The organism is Thermotoga petrophila RKU-1 (assembly GCF_000016785.1).
GTDB classification, from domain to species: Bacteria; Thermotogota; Thermotogae; order Thermotogales; family Thermotogaceae; genus Thermotoga; species Thermotoga petrophila.
The window spans coordinates 281,362-296,081 of sequence record NC_009486.1 but is presented as its reverse complement, the minus strand read 5'-3'; the positions used below and the strand labels follow the sequence as shown (position 1 = coordinate 296,081).

General features: G+C 44.2%; 18 protein-coding genes. 11 read left to right on the top strand and 7 right to left on the bottom strand.

Annotation, left to right across the window (positions count from 1 at the left end):
- Positions 1-20 precede the first annotated feature (20 nt).
- From TPET_RS01585 to rpsR, 4 genes are all read left to right on the top strand, one after another.
- The gene (locus TPET_RS01585) at positions 21-476 is read left to right on the top strand and encodes a metal-dependent transcriptional regulator (protein WP_011942981.1); all 456 of its coding nucleotides are present in this window, start codon (positions 21-23) and stop codon (positions 474-476) included.
- Between the two features lie 76 nt (positions 477-552).
- Entirely contained in the window at positions 553-939 is a 387-nt protein-coding gene (gene rpsF, locus TPET_RS01580) for a 30S ribosomal protein S6 (RefSeq protein WP_011942980.1), read from the top strand.
- The gene (locus TPET_RS01575) at positions 939-1,364 is read left to right on the top strand and encodes a single-stranded DNA-binding protein (protein WP_011942979.1); all 426 of its coding nucleotides are present in this window, start codon (positions 939-941) and stop codon (positions 1,362-1,364) included. The genes rpsF and TPET_RS01575 overlap by 1 nt, the downstream gene beginning before the upstream one ends.
- 14 nt (positions 1,365-1,378) lie before the next feature.
- Positions 1,379-1,606 carry a 30S ribosomal protein S18 gene (rpsR, locus tag TPET_RS01570; protein ID WP_011942978.1) on the top strand — a complete coding sequence of 76 codons (228 nt, stop codon included), beginning with the start codon at positions 1,379-1,381 and terminating at the stop codon, positions 1,604-1,606.
- A 25-nt stretch (positions 1,607-1,631) separates the two neighbouring features.
- Here rpsR and TPET_RS01565 read toward each other — a convergent pair whose 3' ends face one another.
- Positions 1,632-1,979, bottom strand: coding sequence for a hypothetical protein (locus tag TPET_RS01565; RefSeq protein ID WP_011942977.1), 348 nt, complete (start codon positions 1,977-1,979; stop codon positions 1,632-1,634).
- A 117-nt stretch (positions 1,980-2,096) separates the two neighbouring features.
- Here TPET_RS01565 and TPET_RS01560 point away from each other — a divergent pair, with 117 nt between their 5' ends.
- From TPET_RS01560 to TPET_RS01530, 7 genes are all read left to right on the top strand, one after another.
- The gene (locus TPET_RS01560) at positions 2,097-2,972 is read left to right on the top strand and encodes an MBL fold metallo-hydrolase (protein WP_011942976.1); all 876 of its coding nucleotides are present in this window, start codon (positions 2,097-2,099) and stop codon (positions 2,970-2,972) included.
- A complete protein-coding gene (locus TPET_RS01555; protein ID WP_011942975.1) occupies positions 2,972-3,682 on the top strand; it encodes a queuosine precursor transporter in 711 nt (236 codons plus the stop codon). The genes TPET_RS01560 and TPET_RS01555 overlap by 1 nt, the downstream gene beginning before the upstream one ends.
- A 5-nt stretch (positions 3,683-3,687) precedes the next feature.
- The gene (locus TPET_RS01550; protein ID WP_011942974.1) at positions 3,688-4,782 is read left to right on the top strand and encodes a glycosyltransferase family 4 protein; all 1,095 of its coding nucleotides are present in this window, start codon (positions 3,688-3,690) and stop codon (positions 4,780-4,782) included.
- On the top strand, positions 4,779-5,837 hold the full coding sequence (wecB, locus tag TPET_RS01545; RefSeq protein ID WP_011942973.1) for a non-hydrolyzing UDP-N-acetylglucosamine 2-epimerase: 1,059 nt from the start codon (positions 4,779-4,781) through the stop codon (positions 5,835-5,837). Before TPET_RS01550 ends, wecB (TPET_RS01545) begins: the two co-directional genes overlap by 4 nt.
- A gap of 17 nt (positions 5,838-5,854) precedes the next feature.
- A complete protein-coding gene (locus tag TPET_RS01540; RefSeq protein WP_048810848.1) occupies positions 5,855-7,048 on the top strand; it encodes a glycosyltransferase family 4 protein in 1,194 nt (397 codons plus the stop codon).
- 1 nt (position 7,049) lies between these two features.
- Positions 7,050-8,453, top strand: a complete 1,404-nt coding sequence (locus TPET_RS01535; RefSeq protein WP_011942971.1) for a lipopolysaccharide biosynthesis protein — start codon at positions 7,050-7,052, stop codon at positions 8,451-8,453.
- Between the two features lie 334 nt (positions 8,454-8,787).
- A complete protein-coding gene (locus tag TPET_RS01530) occupies positions 8,788-9,945 on the top strand; it encodes an AAA family ATPase (protein ID WP_011942970.1) in 1,158 nt (385 codons plus the stop codon).
- Positions 9,946-9,999: 54 nt separating this feature from the next.
- Here TPET_RS01530 and TPET_RS01525 read toward each other — a convergent pair whose 3' ends face one another.
- The 6 genes from TPET_RS01525 to TPET_RS01505 all read right to left on the bottom strand — a co-directional run bounded on the left by TPET_RS01525 (position 10,000) and on the right by TPET_RS01505 (position 14,641).
- Positions 10,000-10,350: a nucleotidyltransferase domain-containing protein gene (locus tag TPET_RS01525; protein ID WP_011942969.1), complete on the bottom strand. Its 351-nt coding sequence runs from the start codon at positions 10,348-10,350 to the stop codon at positions 10,000-10,002.
- Complete coding sequence (locus tag TPET_RS01520) at positions 10,301-10,711, bottom strand: HEPN domain-containing protein (RefSeq protein WP_011942968.1); 411 nt, start codon at positions 10,709-10,711, stop codon at positions 10,301-10,303. Before TPET_RS01520 ends, TPET_RS01525 begins: the two co-directional genes overlap by 50 nt.
- Before the next feature lie 18 nt (positions 10,712-10,729).
- A complete protein-coding gene (locus tag TPET_RS09260) occupies positions 10,730-10,849 on the bottom strand; it encodes a WD40 repeat domain-containing protein (RefSeq protein ID WP_010865162.1) in 120 nt (39 codons plus the stop codon).
- A 267-nt stretch (positions 10,850-11,116) separates the two neighbouring features.
- Positions 11,117-12,196 (bottom strand): non-hydrolyzing UDP-N-acetylglucosamine 2-epimerase, encoded by a 1,080-nt coding sequence (gene wecB, locus TPET_RS01515; RefSeq protein WP_011942967.1) that lies wholly within the window; start codon positions 12,194-12,196, stop codon positions 11,117-11,119.
- Positions 12,197-12,200: 4 nt separating this feature from the next.
- A complete protein-coding gene (locus tag TPET_RS01510; RefSeq protein WP_011942966.1) occupies positions 12,201-13,364 on the bottom strand; it encodes a glycosyltransferase in 1,164 nt (387 codons plus the stop codon).
- A gap of 209 nt (positions 13,365-13,573) precedes the next feature.
- Positions 13,574-14,641: an EpsG family protein gene (locus TPET_RS01505; protein WP_011942965.1), complete on the bottom strand. Its 1,068-nt coding sequence runs from the start codon at positions 14,639-14,641 to the stop codon at positions 13,574-13,576.
- Positions 14,642-14,720 lie beyond the last annotated feature (79 nt).

Here is a 14,720-nt window from a genome sequence, read left to right as displayed (position 1 = left end):
CCTTAAAGGGAGGTAGAAATATGTTATCACCAACGGAAAAAAGGTATCTACTCGCCGTTCTTTTGACAACGGAAGAGGGAAGCACGAGACTGAAGAGAGTATCGGACTTTTTGAAAGTGAAAATGCCCTCCGCGAAGCAGATTCTGGAGGACCTCGCAACCAAAAAGTTCATAAATTACGTGAGAAGAGGCCCTATCTCTTTGACGAAAAAGGGAATGGAGCTCGCTCAAAAAGAAATGGAGCGATTCAACAACCTGAAAGAATTTCTGAAGAAGATTCTCTTCCTCAACGAAGAAGAGGCAGAAAAAGGTGCCTGGGAGATCTTCTTCAACCTCGAGGAGAGTATCGCCGATAGGGTCGTTGATTTCATGAACTTCCTCACCCACTGTCCACACATAACGCCGATATGCATAAAGGGCTTCAAAGAATATCTGGAAACAGGAGAGTTTCCAACTCTTTGCAGACTCAGAAGGTGATGGTATAATCGTGAAAGTGAAATCCCGCTCCACCCGTCCGGAGGTGGGGCCGAACGTCCGAGGGAGGTGAGTTTCTGTGGCTTACGTGAAAGAGAGGATCTACGAGAGCATGTTCATCATCGCACCGAACGTTCCAGAGGAAGAGAGAGAAAATCTCGTCGAAAGAGTCAAGAAGATCATCGAAGAAAGAGTCAAGGGAAAGATCGAAAAAGTGGAAAGGATGGGTATGAGAAAGTTCGCCTACGAGATCAAGAAGTTCAGCGAAGGAGATTACACGGTGATTTACTTCAGGTGCGATGGTCAGAACCTTCAGGAGCTGGAGAATTTCTACAGAGTGACACCCGAAATCATCAGATGGCAGACCTTCAGAAGGTTCGATCTGGAAAAGAAAGAGAGAAAGGCGCAGAGAGAAAAGGCAGCTGCTGAAGCTGTCGAGACAGGTGAAGGAGGATCCGAAGCTTAATGTCTTTCTTCAACAAGATCATACTCATAGGAAGACTCGTGAGAGATCCTGAAAAGAGATACACGCTCAGCGGAACTCCCGTCACCACCTTCACGATAGCGGTGGACAGGGTTCCCAGAAAGAACGCGCCGGACGATGCTCAGACAACGGATTTCTTCAATGTTGTTACCTTTGGAAGACTCGCAGAATTCACGGGAACCTATCTCACCAAGGGAAGGCTTGTTCTCATCGAAGGTGAAATGAGAATGAGAAGATGGGAAACACCGTCTGGAGAAAAAAGGGTATCTCCGGAGGTTGTCGCAAACGTTGTTAGATTCATGGACAGAAAACCTGCTGAAACGGTCAACGAGACTGAAGAGGAACTGGAGATACCGGAGGAAGACTTTTCCAGCGATACTTTCAGTGAAGATGAACCACCATTTTGAGGGAGGTGTGTTTGATGGCTTACAAGAGAAAAAGAAAGAAGGTCAAGAAGTGCAGACTCTGTGAAATGGAATTGGACTACGTTGATTATAAAGACACAAGGCTTCTCAGTGAATTTCTCACCGACAAGGGAAAGATCATACCAAAGAGGCTCACCGGAAACTGTTCAAAGCACCAGAGAATGGTGAAGGTAGCTATCAAGAGGGCAAGACAGATGGGACTCCTTCCATACCTGAAGATATGAAAGAAGGGCGCTGAAGCGCCCTTCTTCATTCTCCGTCCTCTTCAGTGTCTTCTTCGAAGAAGATCTCTTCGATATCGGGTATGCTGTTCTGCCACTTTTCGAAGACTTTCTGAGCCGTTGCGTATTCTACTCCTTCAAGCATAACACCCTCGGGGGTTTCTTCCGCTTTGAAGATGTAGACTTCACCGAGGTCTTCGATCATGTCTCTTGCGTCGTTCAGAAAGACCTCTTCGCAGACCCAGAAGAGATTTCCTTCGTCCTCCACTTCTCCCAGCTTGTGGAAGAAGACTTCGTTTCCATCCTGATCGATCAGGCTGAAAACTTCCGTTGTGTGTTCGTGTTCATGTTCATGCTCATGTTCGTGCATACTCATAATAAAAACCTCCTTGACAAAAAACTGGGCTCTGAGAAATACTACCATTTGTGGAGGATAAAATCAAGTAGCCGGTATGGTCTTCCAAAGACTCGATCTTCGGGAGGTCCTGAAACCGTGGAGATAGAACGCCTCACAGAGAGGGTGTCTTACGTTCCAAACCCGGTGAACATAGGAGTCGTTCACGCAGAAAATTCCAGCGTTCTCATAGACAGCGGCATCGACGAAAGCGTTCCGAGAAAGGTCTCACGTCTTTTAGAAAAGCCTCCGTTCTATCTCATAAACACCCACTCACACGCCGACCACTGCGGCGGGAACGCCTTTCTGAAAAAGCGCTTCTCCACCCGCGTGTTCGCCCCAAAGATGGAAAAAGAGATCATAGAAAACACCGTCTTTGAGCCTTTCTACCTGTACGGTGCTCATCCTCCAGGTGAACTCAGAAACAAGTTTCTCATGGCAGACCCCTCCGCTGTCGATGAGGCGATCGAAGAGGGAACCATCACGATTGAGAGCGTGGATCTTGAGATAGTACCTCTTTCTGGACACTCACCGAACCAGATCGGAGTGGCTGTGGATGGTGTCCTTTTCTGTGCAGACGCCGTGTTTTCTGAAGAAACACTGAGAAAACACAGAATATTCGTCATCTACAGCGTGGAGAAGTTCCTTGAAACGCTCGACTTTCTTGAAAAGACAAACTACAGCTGCTACGTTCCGTCTCATGGAGAGGTGACTCGAGATATCGGTGAACTTGTGGAGAAAAACAGAAAGACGGTGGAGAACATCATCAACGCTGTTCTGGAAATCACAGTAAATCCTGTGAGCACAGACGAACTGATGAAACAGCTCTTCAACAGATTCGAAATCACACTGGAGAATCTCACACAGTACATACTCTACAGATCCACCGTTCACGCGTATCTGAGCTTTCTTCTGGACAGGAAAGAGATAGAGAGGGAATTCAGAGACAACGTTCTTGTATGGAGGCGGTGCTGATGCTGGTGAACTGGATGTTCCTTGGACTCGAGTATCTTGTGGGAGTTCTTCTTGTTTTCTTTGCGATACGTTTCTTCGGCCTGAAAGGAATGTACGCTCTTGGAGCGATTCTTGTTCTCTACATGAACGTTGCCGTTTTGAAGGCGTACGAACTGCTTCCCGGTGTTCAGCTGTACGCCGGGGTTTTCCTCGGACCTTTCTTTGTCACGCTGATCGCCATCGTGACCGAGGTGTACGGGTACAGAGAGGCGCAGAAACTGGTGGCGGTGGGTTTCTTTGCCCAGGTCGTGTTTCTGGTGGGGATGCTGATCGCGCTCGGTTACATCCCTTCCAGCGAAGATTGGGCACACGAACACATGAAGGCTCTCTTTCTCCCCGTCTGGAGAACCACGCTCTTCAGCTGGCTTGCGTTCATCGCGTCCGGTATATTCAAGGCGAGGTTTCAGGATTTTTTGAAGGGAACGAAGGGACTTTTCGGAAAACACCTGTGGCTGCGCGACAACGCTGCAACGAAACTGTCTCAGCTTGTGGACAACGTGATCTTCTTCTACGGAGCCCTCACCGGGTACTTCTCCCTGAGAACGATCACGGTCTTTCTGATCTGGACCACGCTCTTTGAGTGGCTCTTCGACTACCTTGACACGTGGGTCGTAGTGAAGGGTGTGGGGTGGATGTTGAACAGCAGTGAACCTTATCTTCAGAAGGAGTGAGCGGTTTGAAAGTGCTCGTCATTGGATACATGCACCTGAGAAACGACAAGAGGGTCTTCAGAACAGTTCAGGCTCTGTCCAAGAAAGGTGAAGTTATTTACCAGTACTGGACGGAGAAAGAAGAGCTACCTTTTAAGGAGAATAACATCAGATACATCCCCGTGAAATGTTCGAACAGGGGAAATATTTTCCAGAAAGCCGTTGAAAGAAAACAATTCGATGAAAAAATCTGTCATCTTGTAGAGAGTGAGGATTACGATATCCTCTACATGCATCACTTTCCGGCTACAAAACCTCTAAAACCCTTCGTTGTGGCTAAAAAGCGTGGAAAAAAGATCGTCTACGATATACACGAGTATCATCCTCAGAATTTTCTCAAAACTCTTCCCAGGCCTTTGAGTGATCTGAAAGAATTTGTGATGTGGAGGATATTCAAAAAACAGCTTCAGCTGTCTGACCTGTGTATCTTCGTCTCTGAAGAAACACGGAACGATGTTGTGGCAAAGACCGGACTGAACCCGGAGAAAACTTTCGTTGTACCAAACTACGCATCGATGAAAATCGAACCAGATCCGGATAAAAAGAGGATGGAAATCGTTCTGGTAGGAAAAACAACGAGAAATCTCATTCATGAAAAGAGGCTCGTAAAAGCACTTGTCGAAAGAGGATTTTCCTTCAGAATAATAGGAATGGATTCAGAAACGTTTTCCGATGTTCCGCACACGTACACATCTTTTCTGCCGTACGAAAAGATGATGGGAGAACTCTCAAAAAGCATGTTTTCATTGATATCGTACAGCACTATCGGGAGAGAAGATTACAAGAACGATCTGTACGCTCTGCCGCACAAATTCTACGACTCCATCGCTGCCGGAACACCCGTTATCGTGAAGAATTCTTTCGTTTCGATGGCAAAGATAGTTGAGGATCTGGGAATAGGAGTTGTTATAGACCCGGCAAACGTTGAAGAAAGCTTGAAGAGAATAGAAAACGCCTGTCAGAGATATGAAGAGATACTGGAGAATATTAGAAGACATCAGGAGGGATTCGTGTGGGACAAGAAGAAGGAAGAAGAATTTCTGGAAAGAGTCATGGGTTGAGAGTACTCTCACTGGTCGGTGCAAGGCCTCAGATCATAAAAGAGGCGATGCTTCACAGGGAATTCAAAGAGAAGGGGATAGAGGAGATCCTCGTTCACTCCGGACAGCACTACGACTACAACATGTCAGATGTGTTCTTTGAAGTTCTTGAAATCAGACAACCTCATTACAATCTCAACGTGGGATCTGGAACACATGGAGAAATGACGGGAAAGATCATGATCGAGTTTGAAAAGGTTCTCCTCAGGGAAAAACCTGATCTTGTTCTGGTTTACGGTGACACCAACACGACTCTGGCTGGCGCGCTCGTGGCTGCAAAACTCAAAATACCTGTCGCACACGTTGAGGCAGGGTTGAGACAGCATCCCAAAGACATGCCCGAGGAGATAAACAGGATCGTCACAGATCGAGTCTCTCAGATTCTTTTCTGTCCCAGTGAACTTGCCGTGGAGAACCTGAGAAAAGAAGGCATTACAGAAGGTGTTTATTTCACCTGTGATGTGATGTATGACTTATTTTTGAAAATGAAGCCGCTGTTTAGATATGATTTGTTCAGAACGCTGGGTTTAAAAGAAAACGGGTACATTGTATGTACGATACATAGGGATTTCAACACAGATGTTCCAGAAAGATTGAGAGAAATACTTGAGCAGCTCAGAAGATTATCGAAGAGATATGAGGTAGTATTTCCAGTGCATCCTCGAACTGCAAAAAGAATAAGAGAATTTGGACTGGCTGAATTGCTAAATGAAATCCTTGTGATAGAACCTGCCGACTATCTCAACATGATGGGCCTGATAGAGAAAAGCAGATTTGTGATAACAGACTCTGGAGGACTGCAGAAAGAAGCCTACTGGTGTGGGAAAAGAGCGATAGTGGTGATGCCAGACACAGGCTGGAGAGAACTCGTCGAGGCAGGCTGGAACGTTTTGAGTGAACCAGATGAGATCACAGAAAAATCAGAGTATATTGACAATCATGTCAGTCTTCCAGAGAATGTCTATGGTGAGGGCAATGCCAGTGAAAAGCTCGCAGAAGTGATCCTTCAACTCTAGCCAGGGAGGATAGGAAGTTGATGGTTCTCATCCTGACAAATCTCTTCCCAACAAAAGACAACCCAAACTCAGGTATCTTCATAACAAAAAGGCTGAAGGAGCACGAAAAACTCGGCGTTGATTTTACGGCCGTTTCGCTGGCGTTCAGGGATAAGGGAAGACTTCTAAGTCTTCTAAGAAGCCTTCTACGCAAACCTTCTGAAGTTCCTCTTAAAGAACTGGAAGGAGTGTCTTTCAATCCTGTTTTTGTTGAAAGAGGGCTCTTTGATGTAGTTATTCAAAAGTTCTGGACAATGAAAAAAGCACTCGAAAACTTCACGGATCGATTTGCTGAACAGATTTTTCAGAAGTTTCCAAAACACAACATCATCCACGCACACGGGATGTATCTTCCCGCACCAGCAGGTGTTGTTGCAAGGAAGGTCTCTGAGATCTGGAACGTTCCTTACGTTGTGACGCTTCATGGAAGCGATGTGAACCTGAACATGGCAAGACGTGATGTGAGAGATATATACCTGGAAACTCTAGAAAACGCCGCAAGATGCATCTTTGTAAGCAGAGCACTTCTTGAGAAGGCAAAATCTTTTGGCTATTCTGGTCAAAACGCAACTGTGATACCAAACGGATACGACCCGGATGTCTTCAAACCCATGGACAAAAACACCGTGATAAAAGAACTTGGAATATACAAAGAAGACACGCAATACGTGGGTTTTGTCGGAAATCTGATACCCATAAAAAGGGCAGATAAACTGCCTGAGATATTTAGAAAAATAGCAAAAGAACTTCCAAACACCAGATTTTTGATCGTCGGAAATGGAGTGCTGAGAGATAAAATACTGAAAGAGATGGAAGGGCTCGATGTTATCTTTGCCGGAAGGGTGCCGCAGGTGGAAGTTGCAAAGTACATGAACGCGATGAACGTGATGGTTCTTCCAAGCAGGAATGAAGGATGGCCATGTGTTGTGCTGGAAGCCCAGGCCTGTGGAACGTGTGTGGTTGGAAGCAGTAATGGTGGTATTCCAGAAGCGATAGGCTTTGATGAGTACGTGGTGGAAGAGGGAGAAAATTTCGAGGAAAGGTTTGCCAGAAAAGTGGTTGATGTTCTAAAAAGTGGCTATGATAGAAACAGGTTGATAGAAAGAGCAAAAGGATTTACATGGGAAGAGATAGTGAAAAGGGAAATAAAAATTTACGATCAGGTGGGATGAAATGAAACAGTATATAAAGGGATTCCTTTCGTTTTCTGCTGGCACATGGATCCGTGCTATTGTTAGCTTTTTTTCTACTCCCGTCATAAGTTATCTGATTGTTCCTGAAGAGTTCGGAAAAGCAGCCATGTTCACACTCGTTTATAACATCGCTCTTCTTGTTTCTCTAACAGGGCTCGATCAGAGTTTTGTGAGATATTATTACCAAGAAGAGAAAAGGAATGAGTTGTTCTGGAGTTGTGTATTTTTACCTTTTACTTTTGGTATTTCTGTATCCCTTATTTTCATTCTTTTCGAGTCTCATCTTAGTCTGATTCTTTTCGGAAAAGACTATCAAGGAATAGGACTTATTTTCTCCATCTCTCTTATGACGGGCATCTTCCAGAGGTTCAACCAACTCTCTATCAGAATGCAAAAGAGAGGAGTTCTCTATTCTATACTTGATGTAGTGAATTCTCTTGGAAACGTGGGAGGAACCATAGTTTTTGCTCTGACCGTTTCAAAAAGTTTTTATGCTGTTGTCTGGGGACAGATCTGTGGAAACGTATCAGCTCTGGTTTTGGGTTTTATCACCGACAGAGAGTCACGGAAGTTCGCGAAGGTAAATTTCAAAAAAATAGGAGAGTTCCTAAAGTACGGTTTGCCGCTTCTTCCAAGTTCTCTTCTCTTTTGGCTTTTTTCTTCGATAGACAGAATTTCCCTGAGACAGTACTCAAATTTTACAGAGATAGGACTCTACAGTGCGGCTTTCAAGATAGTCTCTGTGATGCAACTGTTTCAGGCAGGTTTCACCACATTCTGGATTCCGCTCGCTTATGAAAGATTCGAGACCCGGCCCGACTCCAGAGAATTCTTCAAAAAGGCAAATCAAATGGTAAGCCTCACCATATTTTTGTTTGGTCTTCTTGTTCTTTCCTTCAAGGATATGATCTTCTTGCTCTTTGCCAGAAGTTACAGAAATGCATCTTTCATTGCTCCTTTTCTGATTTTACAACCGATCATGTATGTTGTATCAGAGACAACGGTTCTTGGGATAAACTTCACGAAAAAGACGTACTGGCACATCGTCGTGACCGGACTTTCTGCTCTGGCCAATTTTGCAGGGAACCAGCTTCTTGTTCCATACCTTGGAGCAAAAGGTGCCGCCATATCCACAGGTCTTTCATATGTTCTTTTCTTCACCCTCAGAACACTCATAGCCGAGAAACTTTATCCGATCGGTTTTAACCTTAAGAAGATCTACGCTGGTGTCCTTGTTGTCTCACTGGTAGCATTTTTTGGAACTTTCCTGGAAAATTTCCTGATCTTTCCTCTTCTATCCGTCACAGGGATATTTCTTATCTTACTTCTCTACAGAGACGAGATGATCTATCTGAAAAACCATTTCAAAAACCTGCACAGGTAAAAATCTCAATCAGCCTCCACCAGGGCCAGAAACAGCCATGCGGGAATTCCTACAACACCTTCGTCTTTGAAGATGGTATCCTGGGTGATGAGAATTTCCCTTCAACTATACCAAACCGTTCGAATTTATCGAACACATTCGATAAACTCGTACGAATTTATCGATTACATTCGATAAATACCTACAAGTTGAAACCAGTCCGTTCATCGAAAGTGTTTTTCTGAAGTCTGTCGAACCTGTCCGGTGTCTGTCGAGTTTGTCGACGGTGTCGAGACGGTAACAGGAATTTGTAGTATAATCTAAACAAAACAGAAAATAATACAGGGGTGATTTTGTGAAGCAAACGGTGGCCGATCTTTTGAGTGTTCTGGTGGACAGACCGCTCAGAGAAGGCGAATCAGAGTACCTGGTGAACAGGGCCAGGGAGATAAACTATCTGAACTCAATAGCACTTCATCAACCTTTTGGGATTGTTGGTGTTTCTGGAGAGACGGGCATTGGAAAAACGACGGTACTCAACTTCGTGAACCCGGAAGGAGTATTCACGGTCAGGGTGAACATCTCGCTCAGAGACTCCATGGAGAGCATACTCTACGATCTTTTGCACAGTCTGGCGCTTTCCCTGGAGAAGGTGGAGGGAGTGTCGGATCTTGCAAAAGAGGTTAGAAAGTGGATAACGGATGAAGTTTCAACCATAAAGGGCTTTTCCCTTGGTGTTTCCTTTGGTGTGAACGCCAGCCTGACACACGAGAAATCGATCAGACCGAGGTTCAACTTCTTCGAAGCCAGAGAAAAACTCGGAGAACTGATAAAACAGACGGTTCAGAGAAAGGGAAAATTCCTTCTGATCATAGACGAACTGGACAAGGAGAAGAAGGAAGACGTTCTCAGGGTGATAGATTCGATAAAGAACTTCATCATCATGGAGGATTTTGTCGTTATACTTTCTCTTCCCTTTTCGATATACCGCGAATACGCTGCCGACAGACTGAGATGGAACGAAGCAGGAAATCTGGAAAACATATTCACGGACATCGTTTTTGTTGAGACTCTGAAGAAACTTGAGATCAAAGAGTTGATCATCAAAAGGCTTGGATCTTACATTGAACTCATCGAAGACGGAGTGCTCGATATAGTGGCCGGTTTTTCCGATGGAAACCCAAGAGACGGCCTGTGGATATTGACAAAGGCGATCTACGACAACATTCACAAGGAACTGTTGAGTAAAGAGGATCTGATCAACACGATCAACAGGACGATATCAGAGTACACCGGGCTGACTCTGAACCTGACAGAAAACCAGAAAAAGGCCATTCGAGTCCTGAGAGGTTCTGTCTACTCCAGAGAAAAGATCATAGAAACACTTCAGAAAGAGGGCTTCAAGCGAACAACGGCGTACTCAGTCATGGATCAACTCCTTCAAAAGCGGATACTCCTTGTTGAAAAGGAAGGCTACAGGATCTCTGGAAAGTTCAGTTACATGGAGATCTGACGGTTTGTCGATCCCGTTCGATGTCTGTCGAGTTTGTCGAGGTTGTCGAGATTTCTATAACGCTTTATAAACAACCACTCCACCCTCGATCATCTTCGAGATGGTCTTTTCCATCTGTTTGTATTCACTCAGAGAGTAGACGTGCGGTTCCAGTCCTTTCAATTTGATGGTCCTTTTCACGATTTTATAAGCGTCTTCTCTGAACGGGTCTTCGTACACGACAAGAAGATCGACATCGCTGAAGGCGGTGAAATTCCCCTTTGCATAAGAGCCAAAAAGCACAACAAGCTTTACAGGAAGTACCTTCAAAAGCTGTGGGAGGGAGTTTCTGATTATCTCCAGGACCTTTTCCCGATCATATTCTGGATAGAAGATCTTCGCAGAACCTGACAATCTTTTTGACATAGTCCACCAGCCTTTCGGCTTCAATTCTGGAGTACCTGTTTCTGGGAGATCCGGAAGGAAGGGCATCCGGGTACCTGGTGGGGATATAGGCTTTGTCCAGTTCAAGGGCGAAATCCATGAGTTCTTCAGGGATTTCAAAACGGCTGGAGAGTTCCCCGAGAAAATCCGGTACAGAATATCCCCATGCCTGTGCACCCATTCTCTGGAACACAGCTTTCACGGCTTTTTCTGCTGCCTGCTGGGAAGAAAAGCATGCCCAGTTGTAGAAGCCGTGCTCCAAATCGTGTTTTGCATGCTCCAGATCATCTTTTGCCGCATCCAACCAGTCTTTGCTTCTCTCCAGATCAATACCACCTTTCAATGGGGACTTCTCAAACTATTATAAAACACGCCAGATCTCAACGGTGCCGCAAATATCACCTACAGCCAGGTATTTTCCATTCGGTGAAAAGGTAACAGATCTCACGATTTTTGTGTGCTCTTTCAACGTTTTGATCAATCTACCATCAGAGACTCTTCAGATTCTGAGGGTATCGTCAAGATCTCCCGAAACCAGGTACTCACCACATTTTACTGCTCCATCTCACACTCTCGCTCCACAGCATAGACAGAGCTTTTTCATGACTTCCTTTCAATCCCTTAGAGGGATTCTGACGACTCTCGGGTGTATCTGAAACCACGGGTGGATGTTTTTCTCGTGTAGTTCTGGATTTTTTAGTTTGTGTTATCACCGGGACTTGTGCGCTCTTTCTTCACTCAAAGAGACTCAATGAATTCCTCGAAGGCTTCGAAACCATTCCTCTATCACCTCAACGATCTTTCCAGCGGCGTTTCCGTCACCGTACAGTCCTGATGGATATTCTGAACAGTCTTCTTCCATGGTCACGTCGAAGAGGTTCTCTTCGCTGGCCAGCTTGTTCCATCCCGCTTCAACGAGTTCTCTCCATCCCGTGTCCGGCATTATGACTATCGCTCTTTTCCCTGCAAAATACGCTTCTTTCTGAAGACCACCGCTGTCTGTCACCACCTTCCAACACCTTTTTACGAGTCCCATGAGGTTCAGATAATCTACCGGGTCTATCACAACCATACCTTCCAGGAGGTTTTCGAGGCCGAATTCCTTCACTCTATTTTTCGTCCTGGGATGGATGGGAAAGACTACTTTCTTCTCTCTGGAGATTCTTTTGAGTTGCTCTAAAATCTTTCTCAGCTTCACTGGATCGTCCACGTTGAAATCCCTGTGGAGAGTAACGAGAATGAATTCGTTCTCTTTCAGCCCCAGCTTTTCGAACACATCGTATCTGAATCTATCCTCCATTTTAAGGAAAAGATCGTACATCACATCCCCCACAAAGTAAACTCCTTCTGTGATTCCTTCTCTCTCGAGATTCTTCACCGCGAGTTTGCTTGGACAGAAAAGAATCTGAGAGACTCGATCTGTGACGATCCTGTTTATCTCCTCGGGCATGTCTTTGGGATGTTGCCTCAAACCCGCTTCAACGTGGGCAACAGGTATTTTGAGTTTTGCAGCCACGAGCGCACCAGCAAGGGTTGTGTTGGTGTCACCGTAAACCAGAACAAGATCAGGTTTTTCCTTCAAAAGGACCTTTTCGAACTCTATCATGATCTTTCCGGTCATTTCACCGTGGGTTCCGGATCCCACGTTGAGGTTGTAGTCTGGCTTTCTGATTTGAAGGATCTCAAAGAACACGTCAGACATGTTGTAGTCGTAGTGCTGTCCGGAGTGAACAAGAACTTCTTTGATCCCCTTTTCTTTGAACCTTCTGTGAAGCACCGCCTCTTTTATGATCTGAGGCCTTGCACCAACCAGTGAGAGTACTTTCATTCGATCACCTCATCTCCATGATCCTTTCAACAAGTGGTTTCATTTTGATTTCCCAACTGAGGTGCTCTTCCGCGTATTTTCTCATCAAAAGAGGATAGTCAGGATGTGTCTTTTTCAACTCTTCGTAGAAGGATATCACTTTCTGGATATCAACGGGTGACTCATCCGAAGGAATTCTCAGCAAGAATGGAAAATCTTCGGGAAAATCAGGATCGTAACTTGCAGAGACGAATGGAATGCCTCTCGCACAGTATTCTCTAATTTTCAGTTCTGAAGTTGTCAATAGTTTTTTTCTATGGTTTCCCAGAGCACCAATACCAACATGCATTTTCTCGAACATCTTATCTAATTCTTCACCGTGCTTTGGTCCATGGAAAACAACGTACTCTTCCAGTTCCAGTTTTTTGGTGAGTTTTCTCAGCCTGGGAAGTTCCGGTCCGTCACCTACGATGTGAAAGTACACCTTCTTTCCAGGGGTTTTCCTGTAATACTCCCAAAGCCCTTTTATCACTCGATCGTAGCCGTGCCAATATGCAACGTTGGCAACACCTATTAGATGTAATTCTTTCTCAAACTTTGGAGGATCGATCACGGGAATTTCGTTAAGATCAATACCGTTTCCTATCACAAGTACCTTATCTTCTAATCCCTTCAAAACGGGAGACATTTCACCTATTGAAACTATTAAATCGGCAAGCCTGTATATCTTTTTGTGGTAGAGCAGGAAATTGAAGAGTTTGTACCAGCCTTTTGGAAAGCTGTTGATGTACTCTTTTACAAATGCTGGCGTCGGTATTTCCAGAACGATCTTAAAGCCTTCCTTCTTCAAAGCTGTCAGAAGATTGAGAAGGTGTTTATCGTAAACCACTGTCCTTGTGTAAGCAACCTTGAACCGCAAAGAACTGTCAGCGGTTAACCTCGGAAGAACACCGAGGAGTTTTCTGTAATAACGGCTCTTTTCGAAGATGCCGTTGACATCGAAAAGCTTTTCTGAAAACAGAATATCTTTACCGGCCGTCAGCACCTGCCAGAACGTGGCTCGATTCTTCGTGAGAATGATATGCGTGTTTTCGCCAGTGTAATGGGCAAACCATCGTGATTGTGAGTAAATTTTCTTTCGAACTCCCGGTGTAAATTCCAGATCTTCGAATGTGGAAATATAGATCATAAGTTTATTTCACCTCAGTCGTATAATATGGTAAAGTAAATATTACTCAGCAGACTTTCTATCTTTTCCTCCTTGAGATGCTGTTCTTTTATAGTGTAGCTTTTTATTTACTGATAAAGTTCTCTCCCATCTTCTTATCTGTCGCAAGGTTATGTCTATTTTAACTATTCGGTATTTCAAGATGCTCTCTTGCCTTAATGGTTCTGGGTTTATTCTAATAGCTTTAAAATAAGATTTTTATAAGGTATCCAGTACGGAGCGTGCTTAGCAAATAGTAACCATACAGTCATTGCCAGGCAGTATACAAAGATAATACTGATAAACAACATAGCCTTAACCTCAATCTCTTTTAAAACGTATTCTAGACGTACAAAAACAAGGGGCTGTATCATGGAGAAATACAGTAAAAGTCTATCGGCAAATGTAAATTTCAGGATACTTGGTATGGATAGTATCAACACTATAACAGATATTATCAGCCAGAACTTGCTGTCGGGATATCTTCTTTCAAAGTATCTAAACAGGACTATAAAAATCAAAGCCGGTACCAGGTTCATTACAGCCCTTATTGTACCGCCCTCTGAGTACATGGGATTTTCCACATATAATGCATAGTACCTGACGAAAAGTTGCCCGAAAAAACTGAAGGCAATTGCAAGAATCGCCAGAATTAGTGGCAGAATCCATTTTAGTGTTTTTCTATGAAATAGAAAAATTATGAAGCCAATCGCAGATGTCTTATGAAAGAAAAAAGCCAACATTTGGCAGAGGAAGGAGGACATATACCTTTCTTTCAAAAACAGTGAATATGACAGCATGATCAATCCAAGCGCCACCGATTGTCTTGTGTACCCGTTTGCCACAACCATTATCAGATATGGATAAGAAACCAGAAGGCCCAGATAGAATCCTCGGTCGTTTCCCAGATAATCAAGGAAGGCAAACAAACCTATCAAGAAAATAGAAGCACAGAGCAGATTAACCCCGTAGATTCCCCATCCAATTTTTGATGATAGCCAGTTGAAAAGGTTATAACCAAAATCCTTGAGGAATATATCTTCAAAAGACAATGTCAAACCACCAGAAGAAACCCTTCGGAACCAATCTAAATAACCAAACCAGTCACCTCCAACCTCATGTCTCAAACCTATAAAGAGAACCAGAAGAATAAAGAGAAGCGATCTTACAGTTACGCTCGTTTTTCTATCAAACTTATATTGATAGCTCAGGAATAATGTTGAAGCTATGACAAGAAAAATAAAAATGTACCAGAACATTTTTTATAGTTCCTCCCTCTATGCATGCTTACTGTCTTATCAGGCCATAGTACATGTAGAACATTTAGCATGATTTTAT